General features: G+C 64.7%; 20 protein-coding genes. 8 read left to right on the top strand and 12 right to left on the bottom strand.

The features are described 5' to 3' along the window. Positions 1 to 336: 336 nt before the first annotated feature. Genes R0382_RS01530 through R0382_RS01510 form a run of 5 tightly spaced genes read right to left on the bottom strand, consistent with a single transcriptional unit; the run spans position 337 to position 4,169 of the window. Positions 337 to 1,128, bottom strand: coding sequence for a transporter substrate-binding domain-containing protein (locus R0382_RS01530; RefSeq protein ID WP_432721786.1), 792 nt, complete (start codon positions 1,126 to 1,128; stop codon positions 337 to 339). Between the two features lie 43 nt (positions 1,129 to 1,171). Then, the gene (locus R0382_RS01525; protein ID WP_432721785.1) at positions 1,172 to 2,089 is read right to left on the bottom strand and encodes an isoaspartyl peptidase/L-asparaginase; all 918 of its coding nucleotides are present in this window, start codon (positions 2,087 to 2,089) and stop codon (positions 1,172 to 1,174) included. Between the two features lie 4 nt (positions 2,090 to 2,093). Continuing rightward, the gene (locus R0382_RS01520) at positions 2,094 to 2,828 is read right to left on the bottom strand and encodes an amino acid ABC transporter ATP-binding protein (protein WP_432721784.1); all 735 of its coding nucleotides are present in this window, start codon (positions 2,826 to 2,828) and stop codon (positions 2,094 to 2,096) included. 1 nt (position 2,829) lies between these two features. Beyond that, on the bottom strand, positions 2,830 to 3,501 hold the full coding sequence (locus tag R0382_RS01515) for an amino acid ABC transporter permease (protein WP_432721783.1): 672 nt from the start codon (positions 3,499 to 3,501) through the stop codon (positions 2,830 to 2,832). Further along, complete coding sequence (locus R0382_RS01510) at positions 3,501 to 4,169, bottom strand: amino acid ABC transporter permease (protein WP_432721782.1); 669 nt, start codon at positions 4,167 to 4,169, stop codon at positions 3,501 to 3,503. Before R0382_RS01510 ends, R0382_RS01515 begins: the two co-directional genes overlap by 1 nt. 207 nt (positions 4,170 to 4,376) lie before the next feature. On the opposite strand from R0382_RS01510, the gene R0382_RS01505 reads away from it, so the two are divergent. Beyond that, a complete protein-coding gene (locus R0382_RS01505) occupies positions 4,377 to 5,372 on the top strand; it encodes a LacI family DNA-binding transcriptional regulator (protein ID WP_432721781.1) in 996 nt (331 codons plus the stop codon). Positions 5,373 to 5,451: 79 nt separating this feature from the next. On the opposite strand, the gene R0382_RS01500 is transcribed toward R0382_RS01505, so the two are convergent. After that, on the bottom strand, positions 5,452 to 6,063 hold the full coding sequence (locus R0382_RS01500) for a TetR/AcrR family transcriptional regulator (RefSeq protein WP_432721780.1): 612 nt from the start codon (positions 6,061 to 6,063) through the stop codon (positions 5,452 to 5,454). 184 nt (positions 6,064 to 6,247) lie between these two features. Here R0382_RS01500 and surE point away from each other — a divergent pair, with 184 nt between their 5' ends. The 3 genes from surE to R0382_RS01485 all read left to right on the top strand — a co-directional run bounded on the left by surE (position 6,248) and on the right by R0382_RS01485 (position 9,790). After that, complete coding sequence (surE, locus tag R0382_RS01495) at positions 6,248 to 7,204, top strand: 5'/3'-nucleotidase SurE (RefSeq protein ID WP_432721779.1); 957 nt, start codon at positions 6,248 to 6,250, stop codon at positions 7,202 to 7,204. An 8-nt stretch (positions 7,205 to 7,212) separates the two neighbouring features. Beyond that, complete coding sequence (locus tag R0382_RS01490; RefSeq protein ID WP_432721778.1) at positions 7,213 to 7,872, top strand: hypothetical protein; 660 nt, start codon at positions 7,213 to 7,215, stop codon at positions 7,870 to 7,872. Between the two features lie 142 nt (positions 7,873 to 8,014). After that, positions 8,015 to 9,790, top strand: a complete 1,776-nt coding sequence (locus tag R0382_RS01485; RefSeq protein WP_432721777.1) for a GGDEF domain-containing protein — start codon at positions 8,015 to 8,017, stop codon at positions 9,788 to 9,790. 245 nt (positions 9,791 to 10,035) lie between these two features. Here R0382_RS01485 and R0382_RS01480 read toward each other — a convergent pair whose 3' ends face one another. Then, on the bottom strand, positions 10,036 to 11,154 hold the full coding sequence (locus tag R0382_RS01480; protein WP_432721776.1) for a GGDEF domain-containing response regulator: 1,119 nt from the start codon (positions 11,152 to 11,154) through the stop codon (positions 10,036 to 10,038). A gap of 261 nt (positions 11,155 to 11,415) precedes the next feature. Here R0382_RS01480 and R0382_RS01475 point away from each other — a divergent pair, with 261 nt between their 5' ends. Next, a complete protein-coding gene (locus tag R0382_RS01475; protein ID WP_432721775.1) occupies positions 11,416 to 11,841 on the top strand; it encodes a Spy/CpxP family protein refolding chaperone in 426 nt (141 codons plus the stop codon). Positions 11,842 to 11,932: 91 nt separating this feature from the next. Here R0382_RS01475 and R0382_RS01470 read toward each other — a convergent pair whose 3' ends face one another. Then, on the bottom strand, positions 11,933 to 13,114 hold the full coding sequence (locus R0382_RS01470) for a carbohydrate-binding protein (RefSeq protein ID WP_432721774.1): 1,182 nt from the start codon (positions 13,112 to 13,114) through the stop codon (positions 11,933 to 11,935). A 113-nt stretch (positions 13,115 to 13,227) separates the two neighbouring features. Then, on the bottom strand, positions 13,228 to 15,246 hold the full coding sequence (gene uvrB / locus R0382_RS01465; protein WP_432721773.1) for an excinuclease ABC subunit UvrB: 2,019 nt from the start codon (positions 15,244 to 15,246) through the stop codon (positions 13,228 to 13,230). Positions 15,247 to 15,731: 485 nt separating this feature from the next. Here uvrB and R0382_RS01460 point away from each other — a divergent pair, with 485 nt between their 5' ends. Then, on the top strand, positions 15,732 to 17,873 hold the full coding sequence (locus R0382_RS01460) for a TonB-dependent receptor (protein ID WP_432721772.1): 2,142 nt from the start codon (positions 15,732 to 15,734) through the stop codon (positions 17,871 to 17,873). A gap of 130 nt (positions 17,874 to 18,003) precedes the next feature. Next, positions 18,004 to 19,149, top strand: coding sequence for a YbdK family carboxylate-amine ligase (locus R0382_RS01455; RefSeq protein WP_432721771.1), 1,146 nt, complete (start codon positions 18,004 to 18,006; stop codon positions 19,147 to 19,149). Between the two features lie 32 nt (positions 19,150 to 19,181). Here the strand turns inward: R0382_RS01455 and R0382_RS01450 are convergent, their stop codons facing one another. Beyond that, complete coding sequence (locus R0382_RS01450) at positions 19,182 to 20,363, bottom strand: glycoside hydrolase family 18 protein (protein ID WP_432721770.1); 1,182 nt, start codon at positions 20,361 to 20,363, stop codon at positions 19,182 to 19,184. Between the two features lie 124 nt (positions 20,364 to 20,487). Between R0382_RS01450 and R0382_RS01445 the strand changes: the two genes are divergently transcribed. After that, entirely contained in the window at positions 20,488 to 21,360 is an 873-nt protein-coding gene (locus R0382_RS01445) for an AraC family transcriptional regulator (protein ID WP_432721769.1), read from the top strand. A gap of 72 nt (positions 21,361 to 21,432) precedes the next feature. Here R0382_RS01445 and acs read toward each other — a convergent pair whose 3' ends face one another. After that, positions 21,433 to 23,403: an acetate--CoA ligase gene (gene acs, locus R0382_RS01440; protein WP_432721768.1), complete on the bottom strand. Its 1,971-nt coding sequence runs from the start codon at positions 23,401 to 23,403 to the stop codon at positions 21,433 to 21,435. Between the two features lie 258 nt (positions 23,404 to 23,661). Further along, positions 23,662 to 25,314, bottom strand: a complete 1,653-nt coding sequence (locus R0382_RS01435; RefSeq protein WP_432724198.1) for a cation acetate symporter — start codon at positions 25,312 to 25,314, stop codon at positions 23,662 to 23,664. Positions 25,315 to 25,341 lie beyond the last annotated feature (27 nt).

The following is a 25,341-nucleotide window of genomic DNA, read 5'->3' as shown; positions in this document are numbered from 1 at the left end:
GAAAGTATCCAAGGCGTGCGCTGCATCGCGCGTCGCTAAGCGGCAAAGCCGCTAAGCTTTGGCGTGACCTGCATCCGCGCCCGCTTTGCGGGTTCCCTGTGTGTGCCCGAAGGAAATCCCCTTGGGGGACTCGCCCGTCGCGGCGGGAATCGCAAACTCGCTGCGCTCAAACAGCGATCCCCGACAGCCCCGCGCCGGACTGCGCTGCTCGGCGCTTCTGAAGGGATTGGGCGCGCGCCATCGTCGTCGGCTTGATCAAACAGAGCACAACAGCTAATGCCTACAGACCATAAAAAACGGCTGCAATGACGCAGCCGTTTTTCATGGTGCCGCCGCTCAGTCCAGCTTCGGCGGGTTGGCGCTCTTGCCCCACCATTTCTTGTAATTGCTCTCGTAGGCACCGCTCTTGACGTAGTCGGCAACGAAATCGTTGATCGTCTTCAGGAAGGCCGGGTCGCCCTTGGCGATGCCGATGCCGATCGGGTCGTTCGAGTACAGGCCGGGCAGGGTGACGAGCTTGTCGTTCTTGGTCGCCAGATAGTCGAGCAGCGACGAATCCTCGATGCCGGCCTCGACACGGCCCTGTTGCAGCAGCAGCACGCCGTCCGGCGCGAAGTTGTCGGTATAGACGAGCTTGGCGCCCGGCACTTCGCGGCGGATGAAGGCCTCGCCGGTGCTGCCGCGACCGACGACGATCTGCTTGCCGGTCAGGCCCTTCAGATCCTTGATCCCGGCTTTTTTCTGCACGATCACGCGCAGGCCGGCGCGGTTATAGGGCTTGGAGAAGTCGATCGCTTTCTGGCGCTCGGGCGTGATCGAGACATTGGCGACCACGAGGTCGAGCTGGCCCGACATCAGCATCGAGACGCGCGCGTCGCCCGACACGTCGGTGAACTCGGGCTTGACGCCGAGTTTGGCGGCAAGGCGAGTAGCGACGTCGACGTCGTAGCCGATCGGGTTGTTGCGGGCATCGCGGAAGCCGACCGGCTCGCCGCCGAGCGATACGCCGATGCGGACGACGCCGCGTGACTTGATGTCTTCGAGCTTGCCGGCCAGTGCCGGCGAAGCCGCCAGCAGCATGCCGGCCGACAGGGCGATTGCGGTGACGCCACTCAGGATACGTTTCATCGACTGTGCTCCTCTAGGGGGATTGCGCTTCGGGTTCGAGCGTTCAGATGCGTTCGGAGGTCCGCAACTCGGGTGCGGACATCGAGGGTTCCCAGAACCAGTATTTGATCTCTTCCTGGCACCGGAAATTGACGACCTTGTGGTGGCCTTTCGCGTCGATCGCGTGGATCACCACACCGGCCAGAAAACCTTCGTTCAGCTCGCCCAGCTCCTCGGCCGCGAGCTTGACCGCGTCGTCGAGCGAGTAGCCGAGCCGCATCGCCAGCACGATGCTGCGGGCGGTGCCGCAGCGGACGGTCATTTCGCCGGTATGCGTGCACGCGGCGGCGCCGAAGCGGCTGTCGGCGTAGAAACCGGCGCCGGCGATCGGAGAATCGCCGAGCCGGCCCGGGTATTTCCATGCCCAGCCCGACGTCGAGGTCACGCTGTGGATGCCGCGGCTTGCGTCCTGGCACAGGAAGACGGTGGTGTCGCGCACGCGCTCGGGGTCGGTGATCGTGCGGCTGAGCGGAATCAGCGGCACATCGGGAAAACGCGCCAGTTCGTCGGGCGTCATTTCCTTCTCGAGCCGCTCCCACCAGACGCGCTTGCTGTCGTCGAACAGCGTCGGCTCGATCTCGAAACCGGTTTCCAGCGCGAAACGGCGCGCGCCGTCGCCGGTGAGCATCACATGCGGCAGCCTTTCCATCACCTGCTGCGCCACTGCGGCGGCCGAGAGCACATCGGGCAGGGCGCCGACGGCACCGACCTTGCGGTTGTCGCCGTTCATCACGCCAGCATCGAACTCCATGCGGCCGAGCATATTCGGCCAGCCGCCCCAGCCGACGCTGCGTACGCTGACTTCACGCTCGACCTTGCCGATGCCGGCAACCATGGCGTCGATGCCCGGCGCGCCGTCCCGCAGCATCGCCACGGTGGTGGGAAATCCGGGCCAGGCCTCGGAATTGGCCACAAGTATCATTGTTTTAGTCCTTGCGCATATTGGAGAGGAATTGCGCCACCCGCGGGTTGGCCATGCCGCCGTCGGCAGCGAAGAAGCGCTCGGTCGGCAGGTCGACGACGAGCCGGCCCTTGTCGAGGAAGACGATGCGCGACGAGATCGTCCGGGCGAATTCGACCTCGTGGGTGACAAAGACCATCGTCGTGCCTTCCTCGGCCAGCTTGGCGAGGATGCGCAGCACTTCGGCGGTCATTTCCGGATCGAGCGCGCTGGTCACTTCGTCGAGCAGCAGATAGCGCGGGTTGACCGCCAGCGCGCGGCAGATGCCGACCCGCTGGCGCTGGCCGCCCGACAGCTGCGCCGGGTAGAAGTCGGCACGATCGCCGAGCCCGACCGATTCGAGCAGCGCGCGCGCCTCGGCTTCGGCCTGCGCCTTCGGCCGCTTGAGCACTTCGATCGGCGCCAGCGTCAGGTTCTGCAGCGCGGTCATGTGCGGGTAGAGGTTGAACAGCTGGAACACCGTGCCCGAACGCTTGCGCGCCTCGGCCAGCTCCTTTGGTCTAGAGACGTCGAAACCGTCGACGCTGATCGCGCCGCCGTTGAGTTTTTCCAGCCCGTTGATGCAGCGGATCAGCGTCGATTTGCCCGATCCGCTCGAGCCGAGAATCGACACCACTTCGCCGGGCTCGACCGTCAGGTCGATATGGTCGAGCACGGTGAGCGAGCCGAAGGTTTTCTTCGCGCTTTCGATTTTGATCATGTCAAAGCCCCTTCCAGGCACTATGGGCGCGCAGCCGCGTTTCCAGCCGGCCGCCCAGCCGGGCAATGGCCTTGGAACACAAGAAATAGAGGATGCCAACCACCGTCCAGACGATGAAGGGCTCGAGCGTGCGCAGGTTGAGGATGTTGCCGACCTTGGTCAGGTCGATCACGCCGATCGCCGAGACCAGCGAGGTCACCTGCAACTGGTTCACCGCCAGGCCGACCAGCGGGCCGATCGCGAACGCGCTTGCCGGCGTGGCGACGATCTTGCGCAGGATCTGCCAGTTGCTCAGGCCGAAGACGCGGGCGGTCTCGATCTGTTCGCGGCCAGTGGCGTCGATCGCCGCAACGGCGATCACATAGATGAAGGCGGCGGTATTGAGCGAGAGCGTGATCGTTGCCGCCGCGACCGGCGTGACGTTGATCTGCGCGAACATCGGCAGGCCGAAGAACACCAGAAAAAGCTGCACCAGCACCGGCGAGTTCTTCAAGAGCTCGGTGATCATCGTGATCACGGGCACTACCAGTGGCACGCGGTAGAAGCGGATTGTCGCGAGCACCAGCGCCAGCACGAGGCCGATCGCGAAGGTGGCGAGAAAAAGCAGTACCGAGACGCCGAGGCCTTCGGCGAGCAGCACCAGATCGTAAGAGGTGAAAGCACCGTATTCCATCAGGCGGCTCCCAGCGTGTCGCGGTTGAGCCGGCGGTGCAGCAGATTGATCACGATCGACACCGAATAGGTGAGCACGGCGTAGGCGAGCAGCAGCACGAAATAGACCTCGAACGGCCGGAAGGTATCGGAAGCGACGATCTTGGCCGAGCCGGTCAGCTCGTTGAGCGTGATCGCCGACAGGATCGACGACGTCAGCACCATATTGACCAGCACGGCGCCCAGCGGGCGGATCGACGTGCGCAGCGCGATCGGCATGACGATCTTGGTGAAGATCGTCCGCTTGGCGAGCCCGCCGACCTGCGCCGCCTCGATCACGCCCGGGTCGATCGCGAGGATGCCCGAGCGGATCACGTTCGAGGTGTAGGCGCCGCCGGCGATCGACAGCGCGATCACGCCGGTGGTGAAGGCGTCGATGTAGATACCGAGCACCGGCAGCCCGTAGTAGAAAAAGAACATCTGCACGATGAACGGGATGTTGCGGAACACGTCGACGTAAACGTCGGCGATCTTGCGCAACACGCCGGACGACGACGTCGACGCCACCGCAACGGCGGCGCCGGTTATGCAGCTGCCGGCCAAGGACAGCGCACAGACCTGCGCGGTGAGGATGGCACCGTCGCGCAGCATATCCAGATGGGGCACGAGTACCGAAAGGTCAAACTGCATCGCCGCCTGCTCATAAGTGAAACCGGTTTCATGTTAGGGTTGGCCCAGTTTCAGCGTCAAGCGGGGTTTACCTTATGTTGGTCACAACGCGAATCGTCGTAGTCATGGCGCGGCAGCGTAGAATGCCGGACCGCCAGTGCCGGGCCTTCGGGCGTGCGCTGCAACATCCCTTTGCCGACTCTTCCCGACTATGGAGTGTGTGATCGCGTGAGCAAGGAGCCGCCCAAAAAGCCGACCATCGCCGACGTCGCCGCACTGGCGGGCGTGTCACGCGCGGTGGCGTCGCGCGCACTGTCGAGCGAGCCGCGACCGGTCGCCGAGGAAAAGCGCAATCGCGTCATCAAGGCGGCGCAGCAGCTCGGTTTCAAGCCGAATCTGCTGGCACGGAGCCTGACCAAGAAATCGGTCAATCTGGTCGCCATCATCGTCAACCACATCCACGATCTCAGCGATCTCGATCTGTTCGATTTGCTGTTGAACGAGATCCAGCAGATCGGCAAGCAGGTGATCCTGCTGCGGGTCGGCTCGGTCGAGCGGGTCGAGGCCTTTCTGCGCAACGGCATCGCCTATCACGTCGACGCGGCGCTGGTGTTCTCGGACTTCGCCGACGCGGCGACCGTGCGGCATATGTTCGATACCGACCGGGTGCTGATGCTGAACGGCCGGCACGATGCATTGTCGCCGGCGGTGCTGGCCGATGAGGCCAGCGGCATCCGCGAGGCGGTGCGTGATGCCGCGGCCAAGGGCGTGCGCAGCGCGGCGCTGGTCACCGGGCGCGCGTCGTCGCTGGTCGAGGCGGCGCGCATCGCGTGCTACCGGGAAGAGTTCGAACGGCACGGCATCGCGCTGCTGCGGATGGCCCAGGGCGATTACTCGTACCAGAGCGGCCACGCGGCGGCGGCGGGGCTGACCGGCCGCGATTGCCCCGATGCGATTTTCTGCACGTCGGATGCGATGGCGATGGGCATCCTCGATGTCTGCCGCGCCGATTTCCCGGCCGGCCGGCCGACGCGCTTCCGGTTGTACGGCTTTGACGATGTGTCGCTGACGGAATTCGATGCCTATCCGATTTCGTCGATCGGCTTCGACAAGACGCGCTATGTGAGCGAGATCCTTCGTCTGCTGTCCACGCTGGAAGCCTTCGTGCCTGGTACGCCGCCGGTGCAGGTCCCGGCCCGCTTCGTGCCACGGCTCAGCGCCTAGAACGGGTCCGGCTGCTGTTCGCGGCCGCTGAAAACGACAACGGCGCCGAGGGCGCCGTTGCTGATCCGTTTGCAGTGGCTCAGGTCGGTTCGGGTACGGTCTGGCCGGTGAATGCTGCGTAACGCTCGGCGAAACCGGCGGGCTGTTCGACCATGCCGAGCATCCAGCTCAGCGCGGCGCGCAGATGGTCGATGTCGTAATCGGCGTTGAAGCGGTGCAGCGCGGCGCCGTGCAGCAGGAAGCGCAGCGCCAGCGTTTGCGGATCGCTCGGCGCGCTGGCGTCGAGGCCGAACAGCCGCGGCAGCACGCTGTCGAAGATGGTGCCTACGCCGTCATACAGCTTGGCGTCGCCGCGCGCCGCCATCCAGATCTGCAGCAGCGCAACGCTGGTGCTGTGCTCCGGGTAGGTCAGCGTGCTGTGCAGCATCAGGTGTACGCGTTCCAGTGGCGTCAGCGGGCCGAGCGCGAGGAAACGGCTTTCCTCGGCGGCGATCAGCCGTTCGACGACCACGGGCAGCAGGTCGTAACGCCCGCTCGGAAAATGGTGTCGCAGGGCGCCACGGCTGACGCCGGCGCGCTCGCAGATGCGGGTCTCGCTCAGACGTGCATAGCCTAGCTCGTCCAACAAGGAGATGGTGGCTTCGATGAGCCGGGTTTGGGTCGCGCTGGAGCGTTCGATTTGTGTCGCCATAGAAGGCAATTTTATCCGAATGGGATGTTTTCAGACTTGGGGTTAGTACCAATGGCTATGAATCGGTTCGTTGCGATAGAGACTGGACATCGCGCTCTTTTTGGGGGTGCACGGTCATAAAATATACATACATTGATGTTTTCATCTCGCTCTCTGGACAATCCGGATCACAACAAGGGAAGAGATGAAATTCGTACATATGGCCTCCGGGCTGGTCGCTTTGGGTCTGACCATGCCGGCGCTGGCGCTGAACATCCTGGTCTCGAACGACGACGGTTTTGCCGCTGCCAACGTGCGTGCGCTGTACACCAAGTTGAAGGCCGCCGGGCACGATGTGATCGTCGCCGCGCCGTGTCAGGATCAAAGCGGCAAGGGCGCGTCGATGAATTTCCTCACGCCGCTGACGCCATTGGCCAAGGATTGCCGCGGTGGCACGGTCAAGGCCGGTGCCGCGGCGGTCGGCGCCGATCCGGCCATCGCCGACATCAATTACGTCGATGGCACGCCGGTGATGGCGACGATGTATGGCCTTGATGTGCTGGCGCCGGCGCGCTGGGGCAAGGCGCCCGATCTGCTGATCTCCGGCCCGAACGAGGGTCAGAACCTCGGCGCCATCGTCAATTCGTCGGGCACGGTCAGCAACGCCATTTTTGCCGCCAGCCGCGGCATTCCGGCGATTGCGATCAGCGCCGACGCCAATACCAAGGACAACACCGCGCTCGCCGACGAGGCCGCGGTGCTGACGGTCAAGTTCGTCGATGCGCTGCTCGCCAAGCGCGGCAGTGGCGCGATCATGCCGGCCGGCACCGCGATCAACGTCAACCTGCCCAAGTTTGACGCCGGTGGCAGCAGCCGGGTGCAGTGGGTGTTCAGCCGCTTCGGTAGCTATACGGCGATGACGCCGAAATTTGTCGCCGATCTGTCCAAGGATCCGGTCGCATCGGGCTATGGCATCAAGTATCCGTATCCGGGCGTGACATTCACGCTCGACAACACGCCGTCGGCGGCCGATGCCGGCAGCGAGTCGGCGCTGAATGCCAAGGGTTTTGCGACGGTGACGACGATGCAGGTCGGCTTTGAGGCCCGTCCGCAGGCTCAGCAATGGCTGAGGCTGCGACTCAAAGACCTGCTGGCTCAGTGAGGCGCGCGATGAAACAGTTTCAATGCGTACTCCCGCTGCTGCTGACTTTGTCGCTGGCGGCCTGTGGTGGCGGTGACGACGCCGGCAACGGCGGTGACACAGGTAGCCCGGCGGTGCCCAAGGTCAGCGTCGACGCCTTGCCGGCCGGCAGCTATACGGTGGCCATCGGCGACGCCGATGCGCCGCAGGTCGGCCAGTATTACAGCGGCAGCGACGGCAGCCGGCTGCTGCTCGTCAACGACGGCAATGAAGTCGCGCGCACGCTGTACAAGCAGAACGCCAGCGGGGTCTGGGCTGCGGTGCCGGTGCCCAAGGCCGATGTCAACATCCAGTTGCTCAGCCGGGAGTCGCGCATCAGCCCGACCGTCGACGCGGCGCAAAATGCCGGCCGCTACACGGTGGCGCTGACTGCGGGGGAGGCGACGTTCTCGCTGTCGGCGCAGGGTGCCATTACCGCCATCGGCGAAGGTTGCCGGATCAGCGGTCAGACCGGCGCGAGCCCGCTGCCGGCGGCGCAAGCGCTGACACTGACGTTTAGCGGTTGCGACGGCCTGCCGGCCAGCGCCACCGGCGTCTTGCTGGCCGATCCGGATTACGCGCCGGCCAAGTTGCGGCTGGTCGTCGACGACGGCAACAAGCTCGTCGATCTGTGGGCCTACCCGGCCTGAGTCGGTCGTATCCGGGCGGCGATGCGCCGTCCGGGTCCTTGTAAACCGGATTGTCGGTAACACCATGGCGGGCATGAATTTGTCATCTTTCCGCAATGCACCGGTCCTAGACTGGTCCGATCTTTCCCCCGCAGAACCCGCCATGTCCCACGGTCGCGATATCCTGCGCGCTGATCTCGAGCAGATCATCGCCCAGGGGCGCCTCAATGCCCTGTTCCAGCCGATCGCGTCGATGCGCGACGGCGAAGCCTTCGGTTACGAAGGCCTGGTGCGCGGTCCGTCGACGAGCTTTCTGCATTCGCCGATCAATCTGTTCCGCGTCGCCGAGGAAAGCGGCCTGCTGGCGCAGCTGGATTTTGCCTGCCGTCGCACCATCGTCGCCGCCTTCGTGCGTGAACGCCTGCCCGGCAAGCTCTTTCTCAACGTTTGCCCGGCGACGCTGATCCACCCCGATTTCCGCCCCGGTGCAACGCTGGAAATCCTCCGCGACGTCGGTTTGTCGCCGCAGCGGGTGGTGATCGAACTGACCGAAACCCAGCCGACGCACGATTACGACCTGCTCAAGGAAGCGCTGCTGCATTACCGTGAAATGGGCTTCCGCATCGCCATCGACGATCTGGGCGAGGGCTTTTCGGGGCTGCGGCTGTGGTCCGAGCTCAAGCCCGACTACGTCAAGATCGACAAATACTTCATCCAGGGGCTGACGCAGGATGCCCAGAAGCGCCAGTTCGTCCGCTCGATCCACCACATCGCGCTGAACACCGGCACACGGGTCGTCGCCGAGGGTATCGAGACCCCCGAGGAGCTCGAGGTCGTGCGCCGCATCGGCATTTCGCTGGCGCAGGGCTATCTGATCGGCCGGCCGCAGCCGAACCCGCCGCAGCGGCTGGCGCTGGAGTTCGACGGTGTCGAAAGGCCACAGCTCGGCAGCAGCCGCCAGGGCAGCGCCGGCGATCTGCTCGTCGACGTGCCCAAGGTAGCGCCGGACGAGCCGGCCAAGGCGATTTACCGGCGTTTTGCCGACGATGCGACGCTGTACGCGCTGCCGGTGGTCGACGGCATGCGCCCGGTCGGCTTGCTCAAGCGTCACGAGGTGCTCGAGCTGTTCGCGCGGCCGTTCACGCCCGAGCTGTTCGGCAACCGGCCATGCAGCGTGCTGATGGACCGCAGTCCGCTGATCGTCGAGGCGTCGACCAGCCTGCAGGAGTTGTCGCAACTGGTGACCGCGGCCGAGCGACGCTATCTGGCCGACGGCTTCATCGTCACCTCGCAGTCGCACTATCTCGGCATGGGCACCGGCCACGACCTGATGCGGGCGATGACCGAACTGCAGGTCAGGGCGGCGCGCCACGCCAATCCGCTGACGCTGCTACCGGGCAATGTGCCGATTCAGGAACGGATCGAGCGCTGGCTGGCCGAGCGCCTGCCGTTCACCGTCGCGTATTTCGACCTCGACCATTTCAAGCCGTACAACGACGTTTATGGCTACGCGCGCGGTGATGCGCTGATCCAGCTGTGCGGCGAGACGCTGCTGTCGTGCGCCGATCCGGTTCGCGATTTCGTCGGTCATATCGGCGGCGATGATTTTGTCGTGCTGTTCCGTTCTGACGATGCGCAACTGCGCTGCCAGAGTGCGCTGATGCAGTTCGAGCAGGCTTTACCGCGTCATTTCTCGGCCGAGCACCTTGCTGCCGGCGGGTACAGCGCGGCCGACCGTCGCGGGGTGATGCAGCGCTATCCGCTGGTCAGCCTGTCTGCCGGGCTGGTCGACGTGGTCTCGCGCGATTTTGTCAGCCACCACGAGGTGGCTGCGGCGGCGGCGAGCGCCAAATCGCTGGCCAAGCGCGCGCCCGGATCGACCTTGTTCGTCGAGCGCCGCAGCGGCCCGCACGCACCGACCTGGTCGGTTGCCGCCTGACGCTCGCGCCTCAGGCAGCGGCAGGCGTGGCTGGCATCGGTTCGATATCCAGTCTTCGGCCACCTTGGGGCTGTTCACTTGCACCTTGTGTTCATGCCGGTTTCCGGCGGGGCGGCCGCCTTTGGCATGCCCGCTGCGGGCGAACGCTGACCGGCTGGATTGGTTGTCGTTACCTTCCGAGCCGGCAGGCGGCCTGCGCTGCCGCCGTTAGCCACTGAGGGCTGAGCGGCGAGCAGTGGTGGCGTTCAGACCGTTTCGGTCGCGGCCTGGGCGCCGTAGATCGCTTCCAGCAGCGCGCCGGTGCCGAGTTCATCGCTGGCGAAGCGCAGCAGCGGTGCGATTTGCACCAAGAGCGCCGGCAGATGCGCGCGGACGTCGCTCTGATTGCCGTGCGCCAGCAAGCTGATTGCATCGGCCAGCGCCAGCGTACTCGGCGCGCGTCGCGGCGGCAGCATGATCCGGTTCTCGTCCGGCGTAGCGTCGAGCCGGGCGGTGGCGGTCTCGAACAGGGCATCGGCGGTGCTGCATTCGTCGTGCAGCGTGTTGGCAACCGCCAGGCTGGCCGTCAGGCTCAGCTGCTCGCCACGGAAGTTGACTCTGGCGGCCGCGACGGTCTGGCACAGCCGCTCGGCGAGCACCTTGGCCTGATCCAGCGTCGTACCCGGCGACAAGACGGCGAAGCGGCCGGCGTCGATATGCGCCAGCGTGTCTTCGCGACGCAGCTTGGCGGTCAGGTGCTTGGTGAACACGCCGAGCAACTGGTCGGCAAGCCGCTGGCCGACGTGGCCGGCGAGCGTGTCGAAGCGGTCGAGCTGCAGCAACAGCAGCGATACCTCGGTGTCGTGGCGATGCGCGTATGCCAGCGCCTGCTCGGCCTGCAGCGACAGCAGATGCGGGCTGCCGGCGCCGGTATTGTCGTGCGTGGCCGTTTGCGCCTGTTGCAGGCGCGCGGCGTCGAGTTCGCGCTGGCGCTCGGCAAGTTCGATATTGGCGTGGACGCGGGCGAGCATTTCGCTGCGGTCGGTCGATTTGGTGATGAAGTCATTGGCGCCGTGGGCGACGCATTTTTCGCGCGTGGCTTCGTCTTCCTCGCCCGACACGATGATGACCGGCAACTGCTTCAGCCGGGCGTCGCTGCATGCGCGCAAACGGTCGAGCAGGCCGATGCCATCGAGTTCGGGCATCGACAGATCGGAGATCAGCAGCTGGATCGTTTCATCCTGCTGCAGGCGTCGCCAGCCGGCTTCGCCATCCCCTTCCTCGATGACGTCGTAGACGTCGGCCAGGTGTTTCCTGACTGTGGCACGGACGATGCGTGAATCATCGACGATCAACAGGCGGGGCAGGGGGGAATCGGACGACATGAAGGACCTCGTTGTTACAGGCTGGCCGTCAGCCTAGCACAGCCCTGCGACCGATTGCCTTGCCGCGTGCCACATCGGATGCACGATCGGACAACTGCGGCATGCAGGCCACAGCGACAAGCGTTTTTACGTCGCGGCTGTCCGGCTGTACACCATCTTCCGGTTTGTTGGTTGTGTAAATAAACCACTTGGCGCTAAAGGGTGAATCACCAAGAATCGTCGCAAGGCAGCGTTGCCGCCACACTCAACGAGGTAAACAGCATGAATAAATCGATCCGCGCCCTTTTTCTCGCCGCCGCAGTGTGCTTGCCGGCATCGGCAGCCTTCGCCGCCGATGCTTCGGCGCCGGCTGCTAGCGCAGCGCCGGCCGACAGCGCAACGCTGGCTTCGGTACTGAAGCTAACATCGGCACAGCAGCAGAAGATCAAGACGATCCGCGACGCCGAGCAGAAACAGATCGCCGCCGTCGATACCAGCAAGATCGAGCCGGGCGTCATCCAGGGCATGATCAAATCCGGCAAGTGGGACGAGGCGCAGGCGAAACAGCGCATTCGGGCCGTGGGCGAGGTCGACAACCAGGTCACCTACATCCGCGCCAAGGCGCTGTTCGATATCGGTCAGGTGCTGACTGCCGAACAGAAGCAGCATTTCCAGTCGCTGTTCGCCAAGGAACTGGCCGCGGACTGAGTGCGGTCGCGGCCCGGGCGACGGTCAGAGGCCGTCGCCCGGGCCGGCTGGGCGGTCAGCGCGTCGAACGGCGCTTGGCGATCAGCCTCGCTCAACGGCCGTAGGCGTTGCTCAGGCCCGCGGTCGTCGCGACCTCGGCGGCCGTTTCGTGCGTCCGCTCCGGGAACACCGTGTGTTGCACGGCAAGCCGCTTGTTGCTCAGCGTCGTCGCAAAGCGTGCGGTGTCTTCGAGGTAGGGGCTGCCCTCGAGCCCACCCATGCTCAGGAACACCTTTGGTGTGCCAAGAAACTGTTCGGCGGGCGCGGCATCGGCCTCGTTGGCGAGCAGATAATCGTGGTACCACAGTGCCGGACTGTTGATCAGGTAGTGGCCGAACAAGGCTGCGTCGTGGACCAGCGCATGGCTGGCGAGCAGGCCGCTCAGCGACGTGCCGTGCAGGCCGCGTTGCGCCGGCTGGGTCAGATAGCGGGTTTCAACCCGCGGGATCAACTCGTGCTTGAGAAAGGCCAGAAAATTGGCGCCTCCGCCGGTAATGCGCAGCGCCGGGTCGGTGTTGCCGAGATACTCCTCCTCCGGCTGCCAGTAAGTCGGCGTGTAATCGCGTTCACGCCGCAGCCAGCACGCCGGTTCGGGATCGGCGCAGCCGATGCCGACGACGATGAAGGGCTTGAGCTTGCCGGCATTGCGCAAGTCCAGAAACTGCTGCTTGAAGGTGTCGGCGACGAGAAACCAGTCGAGTACATACAGCACCGGGTACGCCTGATCGGGCTGGAAGCCATCGGGCAGCATCACCTCGATCGGATAATCGGTGCCGGCGGTATCCGCGCCGAAACTGAGCGCCCGGACGTGCTGTGAAGTCAGGTTGAACGTGTACTGTCCGACGTAATTGCACGCCCCTAGATCGCGCCAGATCGCGCGATGTTCGGCCGTGGCAGGATCGTTGGCACGGCTCCACCAGTTGGCCAGATAGTTGCGGCCATGACGGCTGACCACCGCGTTGCCGTTGTAGGCGCTCTGGTTCCGCCAGACGTCGCCGCAGGCCAGCGGCGGTTGGGCGGGATCCAGCACCAGCCAGGGCTGACCGCCGCCGAGCGGGCCGGTATGTTGCTGCGGCTCCTGGCCGCGGGTCCACCACTGGGCGCGGTAATCGGTGCCGGCAACGGTGACCGTATCACCGGCGTTGTAGACCTGATCGGCCTGCCAGGCCGGCGCGGCGGCAATCAGGGTGCTGGCGCACAGCGAAATGGCAGCGATTGCCCATCGTATTTGCATCGTGACTCCATCTGGATTGGCTCGCGCGGTTGCGCGTCGCCATCATGCCAAATGCATGGTGTCGCGATGCTGATACCGGTCGGCGACGGCCGGCCTTGCCGATCCCTACCCCCTTACTGGTGGCCGAACGCCCGCTCGCGCAAGGCCTTGAGCTGATCGCGCAGTTGCGCGGCCTTTTCGAACTCGAGGTTTTTCGCTGCGGTCATCATCTCCTTCTCGATGCGCTTGAGTTCCTTGGACAGGTCCTTCTCGTCCAGGTCTTCGACGAGGCGCTGGCGCTTGGCTTCCAGTCGTGCGGCGGTCGCGTCTTCGGCGCTGTAGACGCCGTCGATCATGTCCTTGATCCGCTTCTGCACCGAGCGCGGGACGATGCCGTTGGCTTCGTTGAATGCCATCTGCTTGGCACGGCGCCGTTCGGTTTCGTCGATGGCCTTCTTCATCGAATCGGTGATCCGGTCACCGTACAGAATCGCCTTGCCGTTGAGGTTGCGCGCGGCGCGGCCGATGGTCTGGATCAGGCTGCGCTCGCTGCGCAAGAAGCCTTCCTTGTCGGCGTCGAGAATCGCCACCAGTGACACTTCCGGAATATCCAGCCCCTCGCGCAACAGGTTGATGCCGACCAGCACGTCGAATACGCCCAGACGCAGATCGCGGAGGATCTCGACGCGCTCGACGGTGTCGATGTCCGAGTGCAGATAACGCACCTTGACACCATGCTCGTCCAGGTACTCGGTCAGTTGCTCGGACATGCGCTTGGTCAGCGTCGTCACCAGCACGCGCTCTTCCACTGCGGTGCGCTTCTTGATTTCCGACAGCAGATCGTCGACCTGTGTCGCCACCGGGCGGACTTCGATCTGCGGATCGACGAGGCCGGTCGGGCGGACCAGCTGTTCGACCACCTGCCCCTGATGCTCTTTTTCGTACGCCGCCGGTGTCGCCGAGACGAATACCGTCTGCGGCATCATCTGCTCGAATTCCTCGAACTTCAGCGGCCGGTTGTCCAGTGCCGATGGCAGCCGGAAGCCGTAGTCGACGAGGTTTTCCTTGCGCGAGCGGTCGCCTTTGTACATCGCGCCGACCTGGCCGATCATCACGTGCGATTCGTCGAGAAACATCAACGACCCTTCGGGCAGGTAGTTGATCAGCGTCGGCGGCGCCTCGCCGGCCTGCTTGCCCGAGAAGTGCCGCGAGTAGTTCTCGATGCCCTTGCAAAAACCCATCTCGTTGAGCATTTCCAGATCGAAGCGCGTGCGCTGTTCGAGCCGCTGGGCTTCGACCAGCTTCTGGTCCTTGTAATAGAACTCGAGCCGCGTGCGCAGCTCGTCCTTGATCGTTTCGACCGCGCGCAGCACCGTATCGCGCGGCGTCACGTAATGGCTGGACGGGAACACCGTGTAGCGGCCGAGGCGCTGCCGGATATGGCCGGTGAGCGGGTCGAACAGCTGCAGGGTTTCGATATCGTCGTCGAACAGCGAAATCCGCAGCGCCAGCTCGGCGTTCTCGGCCGGGAAGATGTCGATCACGTCGCCGCGCACGCGGAAGGTGCCGCGGGCGAAGTCGGTTTCGTTGCGGTCGTACTGCATCGCCGAGAGGCGCTTGATGATGTCGCGCTGCGCGTGTTTTTCGCCCTCTTTGAGGTGCAGGATCATCTTGTGGTAATCGGACGGATCGCCGATACCGTAGATCGCCGAGACGGTGGCGACGATGATGCAGTCGGGGCGTTCGAGCATTGCCTTGGTCGCCGACAGGCGCATCTGCTCGATGTGCTCGTTGATTGCCGAGTCCTTCTCGATGAACAGGTCGCGGCTCGGTACGTAGGCTTCGGGCTGGTAGTAGTCGTAGTAGCTGACGAAGTACTCGACAGCGTTTTCGGGAAAGAACTCGCGGAATTCGGCGTAAAGCTGTGCCGCCAGCGTCTTGTTCGGCGCCATCACGATCGCCGGCCGCCCGGTGCGGGCGATGACGTTGGCCATGGTGTAGGTCTTGCCCGAGCCGGTGACGCCGAGCAAGGTCTGGTACTTGAGGCCATCCTCGATGCCCTCGATCAGGCTGGCAATCGCCGTCGGCTGGTCGCCGGCGGGCGGAAAGGGCTGGAACAGCTTGTACGGGGAGTTCGGGAATTCGACGAACATGATCGGTCTCGGGCGCAGTCTCAGGCGCGGATGCCGTCGATTGTACGCGCCCGAATCGGCGTCTTGCAGCGCAAACGGGCGCACGCGCGTCAAATGCCAGTCAGCCCGTTTCCGCGTTGCGGGAGTCGCCGTCGGTATCCGGCATGGTACAGCCCGGCCCACAGCTGAAAGTCTGACGTCATATGCAACAGAGTTGCATTTGCATTGGTCTTATTGATACTGTGTTGCATCTGCAATCTTGTGTGGACCTGCACCGTGCCGCCTGTTTTCCCTCCCGATGTGCCGACGATGATCGCCTGGTGCGCGAGTGCGCAATGCACTGCAACGGCAGCGGTGTTCTGGAACGGCTGTCCAGTCGCGGCGGCCAGTCCTTCCTCGTCCGCCTGGCAAACCGGCCTTGGCCGGATTGATGTGTGGTGACCTGGGTGATCTCCCGTTTCGCCACGCCTGTCCCATCGACGCTCTCTCGAAGTCACGGAGTTTCCATGTTCTATCCCGATCGTCCGTTCCGGGCGCAACCGCTGTCCCCGCTCGTTACGGCCTTGTCCCTCGCGTTTTCCCCAGGCGTCTTTGCCGATGACAGGAAGACGGAGTCCACCCTTGCCGCCGTCGTGGTGACCGCCAATCCGCTGGGCAATCGCGACCTGGCCGTGCCGGTGTCGCAGTTATCGGGCGATGCGCTGCTGCTGCGCGATGCCGGCACGCTTGGCGAAGTGCTGACCGGGCTGCCCGGCGTGGCATCGACCTCGTTTGGCCCCGGCGCCAGCCGCCCGGTCATCCGCGGGCTGGATGGTGACCGGATTCTGCTGTTGCAAAACGGCGTTGGCGCGCTGGATGCATCGGCGCTGTCCTACGACCATGCCGTTGCGCAGGATGTTGCGAGCGTCGAGCGCATCGAAATCGTTCGTGGCCCGGCTGCGCTGCTTTATGGTGGCAATGCCATCGGTGGCGTCGTGAATACCCTGGATAACCGGATTCCGCAGTCGAGGCTCGAAGGTGTTTCGGGGGCGGCCAGGGTCGAGTACGGCGGTGCGGCCAATGAACGTGTCGCGGGGGCGAAGCTGGACGCCGGCAATGGCGATTACGCGGTGCATGTCGACGTTTTCGGCCGCCGCAGCGATGACTTGCGCATCCCGGGTTACGCCTGGTCCGAACGCCAGCGCGCCGGCCTTGGCAGCTATCAGCCCCCCGAGCATGACCATGCACACGGCGAGGAGGAGGGCGAACATGGGCACGAAGAACACGCGGCCGAGTCGGCCGAGGGCACCTTGCCCAATAGCGACAGCCGCGCCCATGGCGGCGCCTTCGGCGTCTCGCGAACCTGGGACGACGGTTATCTCGGCCTCGCCTACAGCGGTTACCGCAGCAACTATGGTTCGGTCGCTGAAGAGGATGTGCGGCTCGATCTCAAGCAGGACCGGTTTGCGCTGGCATTCGCCAAGAACGGACTCGCAGGCCCGTTCACCGATCTCAAGGCCGATTTCGCCTACACCGATTACGACCATCAGGAGCTGCACGGCAGCGAAGTCGGCACCACGTTCAGCAATCGCGGTTACGACGGCCGGATCGAGGCGCGCCATGCGGCCGTCGGCGCGCTGACCGGTGTGGTCGGTCTGCAGCTGGGCCAGACGCGCTTTTCGGCGCTGGGCGAAGAAGCCTTCGTGCCCAATACCGAAACCGGCAAGGCCGCGCTGTTCGTGCTCGAACAATGGCAGGCGGAGACCGCGCTGTTCAGCTTCGGCGGCCGGATCGATTACACCAGCCTCAGCCCGAACGCCTCGAACAATCGCCGTTTCGAGGACAGCCGGTCGCGCTCGTTTACCGCGGGTTCGCTCTCGGCCGGTCTGGTTTACCCGCTCAGCGGCGGCTGGTCGCTCGGCGGCAATCTGGCCTACACCGAGCGCGCGCCGAGCAATTACGAGCTTTACGCCAACGGCCAGCACGTGGCCACCGGTACGTTCGAGCGGGGCGATCCGGAGGCCGGCAAGGAAAAGGCGCGTTCGATCGATGCCGCGCTACGCTATCAGGCAGGCGCCAACCGGCTGTCGCTCGGTGGCTATTACAGCCATTTCGGCAATTTCATTGCGCTCGAACGGACCGGCCAGTGGTGCCATTCGCACGGTGATCACGATCATTGCGGCGATGAGCCGCACGACGGCGATTCGCCCGAATACGCGTACGAGGGCGTGCCGGCGAAGCTGTACGGCTTCGAACTCGACGGCAACTGGCGCGTGTACCAGAACGCATCGCAATCGCTGGACCTGCAAGCCTGGGGCGATATCACCCGAGCCGGGCGGCGCGATACCGGCGAAGCCCTGCCGCGCATCCCGCCCCTGCGGCTGGCCGGTGCGGTGGTGTACGGCCAGGGGCCGTTATCGTTGCGTGCCGAACTGCAATACGCCGCCGAGCAGGACCGTGTGCCGCAGAACGACACGCCAAGCGATGCCTACACCGTTGCCAATGTCGCGCTCAGCTACCAATTCCGCACTGGCGGGAGCGCCTGGACGGCGTATCTGCGCGGCGACAACCTCACGAACGAGGAAATCCGCTACGCGACGTCGCTGACCCGCGATATCGCGCCGCAAGGCAGGCGCAGCGCCAGAGCGGGTCTGGCGCTGCAATTCTAAACGCCAGCGGTCGATGATCTGGCGCGTCCCGGTCTCCCTTGCTAGGGGAGCCGGACGAGCAGTGGCGGCGGCGCGGAATTTTCTTCGCCGCCGTGGCTCCTATCCAGTTCACGGGGGCAAGGAGGTTGCGATGCGTTTACCGTCGTTCAAATCCGCAGGCTTGCTGACGCTCGGCATCGAGCTCGAGCTGATGCTGCTTGATCCGCAGACGAAGGAGCTGAGCGCCGGTGCGCTGAACCTGCTCGACTTGATGCGGGTACGGGGTGACAAGCGCTTCTTCTTCTGCCCCGAAATCACCCAGACGATGATCGAGTACAACAGCGGCGTGCACGGTCGCTGGCACGAGCTGCTGGTTGAAGCGCGGGCAATGCGCGCCTTCCTGTTGCCGCTGGCGCACGAATGCGGCTTGCGGATCAGCGGCGGCGGCACGCATGCGTTCCGCGACTGGCGCGACCAGGATTTCTTTCCGAAGGAGCGCTACCTCGACCTCGGGCTGAAGTACGGCTATCTGAGCAAGCAGTTCACCGTCTTCGGCATGCACGTCCACGTTGGCGTCGGTGGCGACGGCAGCGCCGCGATCGGGCTGATCCGCTCGGTGTCGCCGTGGGTGCCGCTGCTGATCGCCATTTCGGCGGCATCGCCGTTCCGCGAAGGCTCGGATACCGGGTTTGCCTGCTCGCGGCTGCACAGCCTGACGCCGTTTCCGTACGCCGGCGCGATGCCGGATTTTGCCGACTGGGACGAATGCGCCGACTATGTCGATGGTCTGATCGAACTCGGCGTCGTCGGCAGCATCAAGGATTTCTACTGGGACATCCGGCCGAAACCCGAATTCGGCACGATCGAGTTCCGCGTGTTCGACACGCCGCTGACAGCCGAGATCGCCTGCGTGCTTGCCGGTCTGGTGCAGCTGCTCTGCGCGTACTACCTTGACCATCCGACACCGCCGCCGCGCTTCGACACGTATCCGTACAACCGTTTCCAGGCCTGCCGTTACGGGCTCGCCGGCGAGATGGTCGACCCGTGGACAGGCCAGCGACAGGGCTTCCTGCCGCTGGCCTATGCGCTTTTCGACACGCTGGAGCCGATGGCCGACGCGCTGGACGCCAAGACCATGCTTGCACTCTGCCGCAAGCAGCTCGAGCCCGGCGTCGGCCAGGCCGACCTGCAGCGGCTGTCGGCGCGGCAGTGCGTCGACGATTTCGGCCGCCTGATGGCATGGCAGGCCGACTGTTTCGCATCCGGTCAGGTCCGGCCGCTTGAAGGCGGCCGCTAGCGCGAAGTCTGTCCAGCATTCAGCCGGCGTGGCTATTTCAGCGCGCCCTTCAGCGCCCGCCACAGCGTGTGGTCGGCGTCATCCTGCGTCAGCTCCCAGATCATGACGCCGCCGAGGCCGTTGGCCTTCACGTAGCCGGCCTTGGCCCGCAGCGAGACCGCGTCGTCGTAGCTGACCAGCTGTTTCAGATCGGCGTTGTACAGATACGGTGCATCGCCGGCGGCCTTGCTGCGGAACGACTGCCAGCCGGGCTTGCCGATCAGCGTCGCAACGGCGGTCGAGTACTTGGCGGTGCCGGGCTCGGCATCGTCGAGCAGGCCCGGACCCTTGGACGGCTGGGCCAGGCCGTCGCCGTTCGGACCCGGCTCGACGTTGCCCTGACCGCGCGCGTAGAACGGCACGCCAAGGACCAGTTGCGACGGCTTGAAGCCTTGCGCGATGAAGTACTTCACGCCGCCGTCGCCGTTGAGGACACTGGCGTCGGCCTCGCCCGGCGTCGGGTACAGCGCCGCATGCAGGCCGGCGCGCGGGCTCCATGCACCGTAGAAGTCGTAGCTCATCAGGTTGACCCAGTCGAGCAGCTTGGCCGCCGCCGGCAGATCGTAGCCCGACGACCCCCAGCCGCCGTTGGTGCCGGGGATCGCCGCCGTCAGCAGGTACTGCGCGCCGTCGGCCTTGCCGCGCTTGTCGAGCTCGCTGCGTAGCGTCTGCAACAGCCTGGTGTAGTTGTCGCGGTCGGCGGGCGAGGCGTCGGACACGTAGTCGCCACCGGTGACCGGGTGCTCCCAGTCGAGGTCGAGGCCCTGACAGTCGTAGTCGCGCATGATCGCGACCGAGGTCTGCGCCAGCCGGATCCGGCCGGCATCGGTCTGCGCGACCTTGGCGATATTGCGCGATCCGCTCCAGCCGCCGATCGCCCACTGGCAGGCGAGCTTCGGGTTCTTGACCCGGGCCTTCTCGAACGCCGCCTTCCATTGCTTCGCGGCGTCGATGTTCTTGGCATCGATGAAGGCGGTGCCGTCCGGCTTCACCAGCAGGAAGGAGTAGATGCCGACATCGAGCCCGGGCAGCACGGCGGCGCCGCGGGTCCGCTCGGCATCGGTTTGCCAGGTCGGCAGATAGGAAATCAGCTTGGGAGTATCGACCGGCTGGCTCGGGCCGGTGGCGCAAGCGCTGAGGACGGGCAACAGGAACAGCGGCAGGTAACGCGACATCGGGCACTCCTTGTTGGGTTGGGCTGCAAGTTGGGCTGCAACTGGCCAAGTTAAGCAATTGAGTTCCGCAATGGAATGTCGCAATCTGATTGTTATTTTGTTCGAATCCAGCACGGACGGCGCGATGTCGACGATCTATCAGGAAATGCTCGATGTGGGCGAGGGAACCCGGCAATGGTCGGTCGGCGCGCGGATCTTCCACCAACCGCATCTGCGCGCGCTCGGCGAGCATGAACTGTTGCTTGTCGGTCATTCCGAGGTCGAGGGCCGCCTGCACGTCGAGCGGATCGGCGCGCCGTTCCACGTCGTACTGCTCGGTGTCGATGGTGAGGGCGTGGTGACCGGCGGCGACAAGCTGCTGACGCTCGGTCCGGGCCAGATGGCGATCCTGCCGGCCGGCGGCCACAGCGGCTTTCGCTCGGTCGGCATGCCGTGGCGACTGGCGTGGTTCTTGATCAACGATGTAGCCGAATGGCAGTCGCTGGCCGGTGGTCCAGTCAGCGTACGGCCGCTGCTGCACGCCGAGAGCCTGTACCGGGTCGTGAGCGTGCTGTGTGCCGAGGCGCAGCTTGGCCGCTCCGGCTTTGCCGCTCAGACCTTGCTGCTGGCGGTCGACATGTTCCGCCGGGCGCTGGCCTGTCATGCCGATGAGGCGATCGCGGCCCGGTTGCAGGCGGTGTTCGAACCGGTGCGGCAATCTCCGGCACAGGACTGGCGGGTAGACAGCTTCGCAAGGGCGTATGGCACCAGCGCGGCGCATCTGCACCGGCTGTGCGTCCGGCATCTGGAGGCGACGCCACAGCAGCTGATCATCCGGCAGCGCATGCTCCGGGCGCGCGAGCTGCTCGTTGCCGGCGCCGGCAACGTCGCTGCGGTGGCGGAGCAGGTCGGCTATCAGGAGGTCGCCAGTTTTTCTCGCCGTTTTCGCCGGCATTTCGACATCAGCCCCGGCGAGCTGCTGCAAGCGCTGAAACAGGCGCCGGCAGGCGGTGGCTAGGGCGATAGCCGGCCGGGGCGAAAAAAAACCCCACCGCAAGGTGGGGCTGAAGTGCTGCCGTGAACGTGGGGATCAGATCGCGCTTTTCGCGAGCTGCTCCAGAATGGCCGGGTTTTCCAGCGTCGACGTGTCCTGGGTGATTTCCTGACCCTTGGCGATGTCGCGCAGCAGGCGGCGCATGATCTTGCCCGAGCGGGTCTTGGGCAGGTTGTCGCCGAAGCGGATTTCGTCGGGCATCGCGATCTTGCCGATTTCGTGGGCGACCCATTCGCGCAGTTCCTTGGCGATGCGCTTGGCATCGTCGCCTTCCGGACGGGCGCCCTTGAGGACGACGAAGGCGCAAACCGATTCACCCTTGATCTCGTGCGGCTTGCCGACAACGGCGGCTTCGGCGACCAGCGGGTTGGCAACCAACGCCGACTCGATTTCCATCGTGCCGAGGCGGTGACCCGAAACGTTGAGCACGTCGTCGACGCGACCCATGATCCAGATGTAGCCGTTCTCGTCGAAGTGGGCCGAGTCGCCGGCCAGATACAGCTGGCCGTTGAAGTCTTCGGGGAAATAGGTCTTCTTGAAGCGCTCCGGGTCGTTCCAGATGGTGCGAACCATCGACGGCCACGGTTTGCGCACCACGAGGAAGCCGCCCTTGCCCGGTTCAACCGGCGCACCGGCTTCGTCGACGATGTCGGCGATGATGCCCGGGATCGGCAGGGTGCACGAACCCGGCTTGGTCGCGACGGCACCCGGCAGCGGGGCGATCATGTTGGCGCCGGTTTCGGTCTGCCACCAGGTATCGACGATCGGGCAGCGACCGCCGCCGACGACTTCGTGATACCAGATCCACGCTTCGGGGTTGATCGGCTCGCCGACGGTGCCCAAGAGGCGCAGGCTCGACAGATCGTACTGCTTCGGCAGATCGGCACCGAGCTTGATCAGCGAGCGGATTGCCGTCGGTGCGGTGTAGAACGTCGTGACCTTGTGCTTTTCGATCGCTTGCCAGAAGCGGCCTGCGTCCGGGTAGGTCGGTACGCCTTCGAACACGACCTGGGTCGCGCCGATGGCCAGCGGGCCGTAGGCCACATAGGAGTGACCGGTGATCCAGCCCACGTCGGCCGTGCACCAGTAGATGTCGCCTTCGCGGTAGTCGAATACCCACTTCATCGTTGCCAGCGCGCCGAGCAGGTAGCCGCCGGTGCTGTGCTGGATGCCCTTGGGCTTGCCGGTCGAGCCCGAGGTGTAGAGGATGAACAGCGGGTGTTCTGCGTCGACCCATTCCGGTTCGCACTGGGTCGGCTGGCCTTCGACCAGCTCGTGCCACCAGACGTCGCGGGCATCGTTGAACGCGGCGCTGCTGTTTTCCTGGCGGCGCAGTACGATCACTTTTTCGATCGATTCGCTGCCTTCCAGCGCGACGGCTTCGTCGACGGTGGCCTTCAGCGGCACCGGCTTGCCGCCACGGAAGCCTTCGTTGGCGGTGATGACGATCTTGGCTTGCGCATCCTGGATGCGGTCGCGCAGCGCGCCGGCCGAGAAGCCACCGAACACGACCGAGTGGATCGCGCCGATACGGGCACATGCCTGCATGGCGACGACGGCTTCGACGGTGTGCGGCATGTAGACGACGACGCGGTCACCCTTCTTCACGCCGAGCAGCTTCAGGCCGTTGGCGAACTGGCAGACGCGGGCGTGCAGTTGGCGATAGCTCACGTGTTCCGAGCTGCCGTCGTCGGCTTCGAAGATGATCGCGGTCTTGTCGCCGCGCGCGTCGAGGTGACGGTCGAGGCAGTTGTACGAGATGTTGAGCTGGCCGTCTTCGAACCACTTGAAGAACGGCGCATTGCTGTCGTTCAGTACCTTGGTGAACGGCTTGTTCCAGCTCACCAGCTCGCGGCCGAGGTCGGCCCAGAAGCCTTCGTAGTCGCGGTTTGCCTGCTCGCACAGGGCGTTGTACCCCTCCATGCCCGAGACGTTGGCCTTGACGCGGAAGTCGTCCGACGGCGGGAACAGGCGGTTCTCTTTCAGTACGGAATCGATGCTGCTCATGCTTGCTCCTTCTTGCCAGTGCAGTAAGTAAAAATGCGATAAGGGGACTGTAAAGCCGTGGGAAAAGCAAAGCCAATCGTGTTTTCTGATGCGCGGAATCAGTTCCGCTGATGTGGTGGCGGAATCCGGATCAGCGGCGAGTGCGTTCGGCTCGATGGTGTTGTGTCCGCATTGAGCTGGCCGCGTCGGTGTTGCGTGCGGCGTCGTGCACCATGAAAAACGCCCCGCACGGGGCGGGGCGTTCCAGGGCTTCGGGGCTTAGTGCTTGGCAGCACCTTCTGCGCCGATGCCGGTCATCGAACGGATGAACTGCGGCAGGAACAGTGCTTTCTCGCGTGCAGCCGATTCGCTCTTGTCGAGCGTCGACACCAGCCAGGTGACGAAGAACGCCAGCGGCATCGAGAAGATCGACGGATTGTCGTACGGGAAGATGGCCGCGGCGTTGCCGAGCACCTTCACCCACACGGTCGGGCCGAACACGATCATCAGGATGGCGCAGATCAGGCCGGCCGCGCCGCCGACGACGGCACCGCGGGTGGTCAGACCCTTCCAGAACATCGACATGAACAACACCGGGAAGTTGGCCGATGCGGCGATCGAGAATGCAAGGCCGACCATGAAGGCGACGTTCTGTTTCTCGAAGGCAATGCCGAGCAGGATGGCCAGCACGCCCAGCGCGATGGTCGCCATCTTCGATACGCGGATTTCATGCGCTTCGTCGGCACGGCCGCGAGCGAACACGTTGGCGTACAGATCGTGCGATACCGCCGAGGCGCCCGACAGCGTCAGACCCGACACCACGGCGAGGATGGTGGCGAAGGCCACGGCCGAGATGAAGCCGAGGAAGAAGTCGCCGCCCACCGCGTTGGCCAGATGCACCGCCGCCATATTGGCGCCACCGATCAATTGCGAGACGGGCAGGCCGTCCTTCATGATGGTTTCGGTGTACTCCGGACGACCCAGCACCAGCATGATCGCGCCGAAGCCGATGATGAAGGTCAGGATGTAGAAGTAGCCGATGAAGCCGGTCGCGTAGAACACCGATTTGCGTGCTTCCTTGGCGTCCTTCACGGTGAAGAAGCGCATCAGGATGTGCGGCAGGCCGGCGGTACCGAACATCAGACCGACGCCGAGCGAGATCGCATCGATCGGGTTCTTCACCAGGCCGCCCGGGCTCATGATGTCGATGCCCTTCGGATGCGTTGCCACGGCGGTCGCGAACATGGTTTCAAAGCTGAAACCGCTGGCGGCCAGCACCATGAAGGCCATGAAGGTCGCACCGCAGAGCAGCAGCACCGCCTTGATGATCTGCACCCAGGTCGTCGCCAGCATGCCGCCGAAGGTCACATACATCACCATCAGCACGCCGACGATCAGCACGGCCGAGCTGTAGCTCATGCCGAACAGCAGCTGGATCAGCTTGCCGGCGCCGACCATCTGCGCGATCAGGTACAGCAAGACGGTGACGAGCGTGCCGACCGCTGCGAAGCAGCGCACCGGCGTCTGGCTCAGCCGGTACGAGGCAACGTCGGCGAAGGTGTATTTGCCGAGGTTACGCAGCCGTTCGGCGACGAGGAAGGTGATCAGCGGCCAGCCGACCAGAAAGCCGATCGAGTAGATCAGGCCGTCGTAGCCACTGCCCATCACCAGCGCCGAAATGCCGAGGAAGGACGCCGCCGACATATAGTCGCCAGCAATGGCCAGGCCGTTCTGGAAGCCGGTGATGCCGCCGCCGGCCGCGTAGAAGTCCTTGGCCGAACGGGTGCGGCGTGCCGCCCAGTAGGTGATGGCCAGGGTGAAAACGACGAAAAGCACGAACATGATGATCGCGTGCCAGTTCAGGTCGCGCTGCTTGACCTGACCTTCGATCGCGCCAGCGGCCCAAGTCGGCAAACTGGCACACAGTGCCATGCCGGCCAATGCCAGGCGGGTGGAAAG

Source organism: Jeongeupia wiesaeckerbachi (assembly GCF_050916355.1).
Lineage (GTDB): Bacteria > Pseudomonadota > Gammaproteobacteria > Burkholderiales > Chitinibacteraceae > Jeongeupia > Jeongeupia wiesaeckerbachi.
Note: the sequence above shows the minus strand (reverse complement) of the source record. Positions and strands in the feature narration are given on the sequence as shown.

What these genes read in the sequence shown, in the direction of transcription:
- R0382_RS01530 (WP_432721786.1), bottom strand. Translation starts at nt 1,128, where the DNA reads ATGAAACGTATCCTGAGTGGCGTCACCGCAATCGCCCTGTCGGCCGGC.
- R0382_RS01525 (WP_432721785.1), bottom strand. Translation starts at nt 2,089, where the DNA reads ATGATACTTGTGGCCAATTCCGAGGCCTGGCCCGGATTTCCCACCACC.
- R0382_RS01520 (WP_432721784.1), bottom strand. Translation starts at nt 2,828, where the DNA reads ATGATCAAAATCGAAAGCGCGAAGAAAACCTTCGGCTCGCTCACCGTG.
- R0382_RS01515 (WP_432721783.1), bottom strand. Translation starts at nt 3,501, where the DNA reads ATGGAATACGGTGCTTTCACCTCTTACGATCTGGTGCTGCTCGCCGAA.
- R0382_RS01510 (WP_432721782.1), bottom strand. Translation starts at nt 4,169, where the DNA reads ATGCAGTTTGACCTTTCGGTACTCGTGCCCCATCTGGATATGCTGCGC.
- R0382_RS01500 (WP_432721780.1), bottom strand. Translation starts at nt 6,063, where the DNA reads ATGGCGACACAAATCGAACGCTCCAGCGCGACCCAAACCCGGCTCATC.
- surE (WP_432721779.1), top strand. Translation starts at nt 6,248, where the DNA reads ATGAAATTCGTACATATGGCCTCCGGGCTGGTCGCTTTGGGTCTGACC.
- R0382_RS01490 (WP_432721778.1), top strand. Translation starts at nt 7,213, where the DNA reads ATGAAACAGTTTCAATGCGTACTCCCGCTGCTGCTGACTTTGTCGCTG.
- R0382_RS01485 (WP_432721777.1), top strand. Translation starts at nt 8,015, where the DNA reads ATGTCCCACGGTCGCGATATCCTGCGCGCTGATCTCGAGCAGATCATC.
- R0382_RS01480 (WP_432721776.1), bottom strand. Translation starts at nt 11,154, where the DNA reads ATGTCGTCCGATTCCCCCCTGCCCCGCCTGTTGATCGTCGATGATTCA.
- R0382_RS01475 (WP_432721775.1), top strand. Translation starts at nt 11,416, where the DNA reads ATGAATAAATCGATCCGCGCCCTTTTTCTCGCCGCCGCAGTGTGCTTG.
- R0382_RS01470 (WP_432721774.1), bottom strand. Translation starts at nt 13,114, where the DNA reads ATGCAAATACGATGGGCAATCGCTGCCATTTCGCTGTGCGCCAGCACC.
- uvrB (WP_432721773.1), bottom strand. Translation starts at nt 15,246, where the DNA reads ATGTTCGTCGAATTCCCGAACTCCCCGTACAAGCTGTTCCAGCCCTTT.
- R0382_RS01460 (WP_432721772.1), top strand. Translation starts at nt 15,732, where the DNA reads ATGTTCTATCCCGATCGTCCGTTCCGGGCGCAACCGCTGTCCCCGCTC.
- R0382_RS01455 (WP_432721771.1), top strand. Translation starts at nt 18,004, where the DNA reads ATGCGTTTACCGTCGTTCAAATCCGCAGGCTTGCTGACGCTCGGCATC.
- R0382_RS01450 (WP_432721770.1), bottom strand. Translation starts at nt 20,363, where the DNA reads ATGTCGCGTTACCTGCCGCTGTTCCTGTTGCCCGTCCTCAGCGCTTGC.
- R0382_RS01445 (WP_432721769.1), top strand. Translation starts at nt 20,488, where the DNA reads ATGTCGACGATCTATCAGGAAATGCTCGATGTGGGCGAGGGAACCCGG.
- acs (WP_432721768.1), bottom strand. Translation starts at nt 23,403, where the DNA reads ATGAGCAGCATCGATTCCGTACTGAAAGAGAACCGCCTGTTCCCGCCG.
- R0382_RS01435 (WP_432724198.1), bottom strand. Translation starts at nt 25,314, where the DNA reads ATGGCACTGTGTGCCAGTTTGCCGACTTGGGCCGCTGGCGCGATCGAA.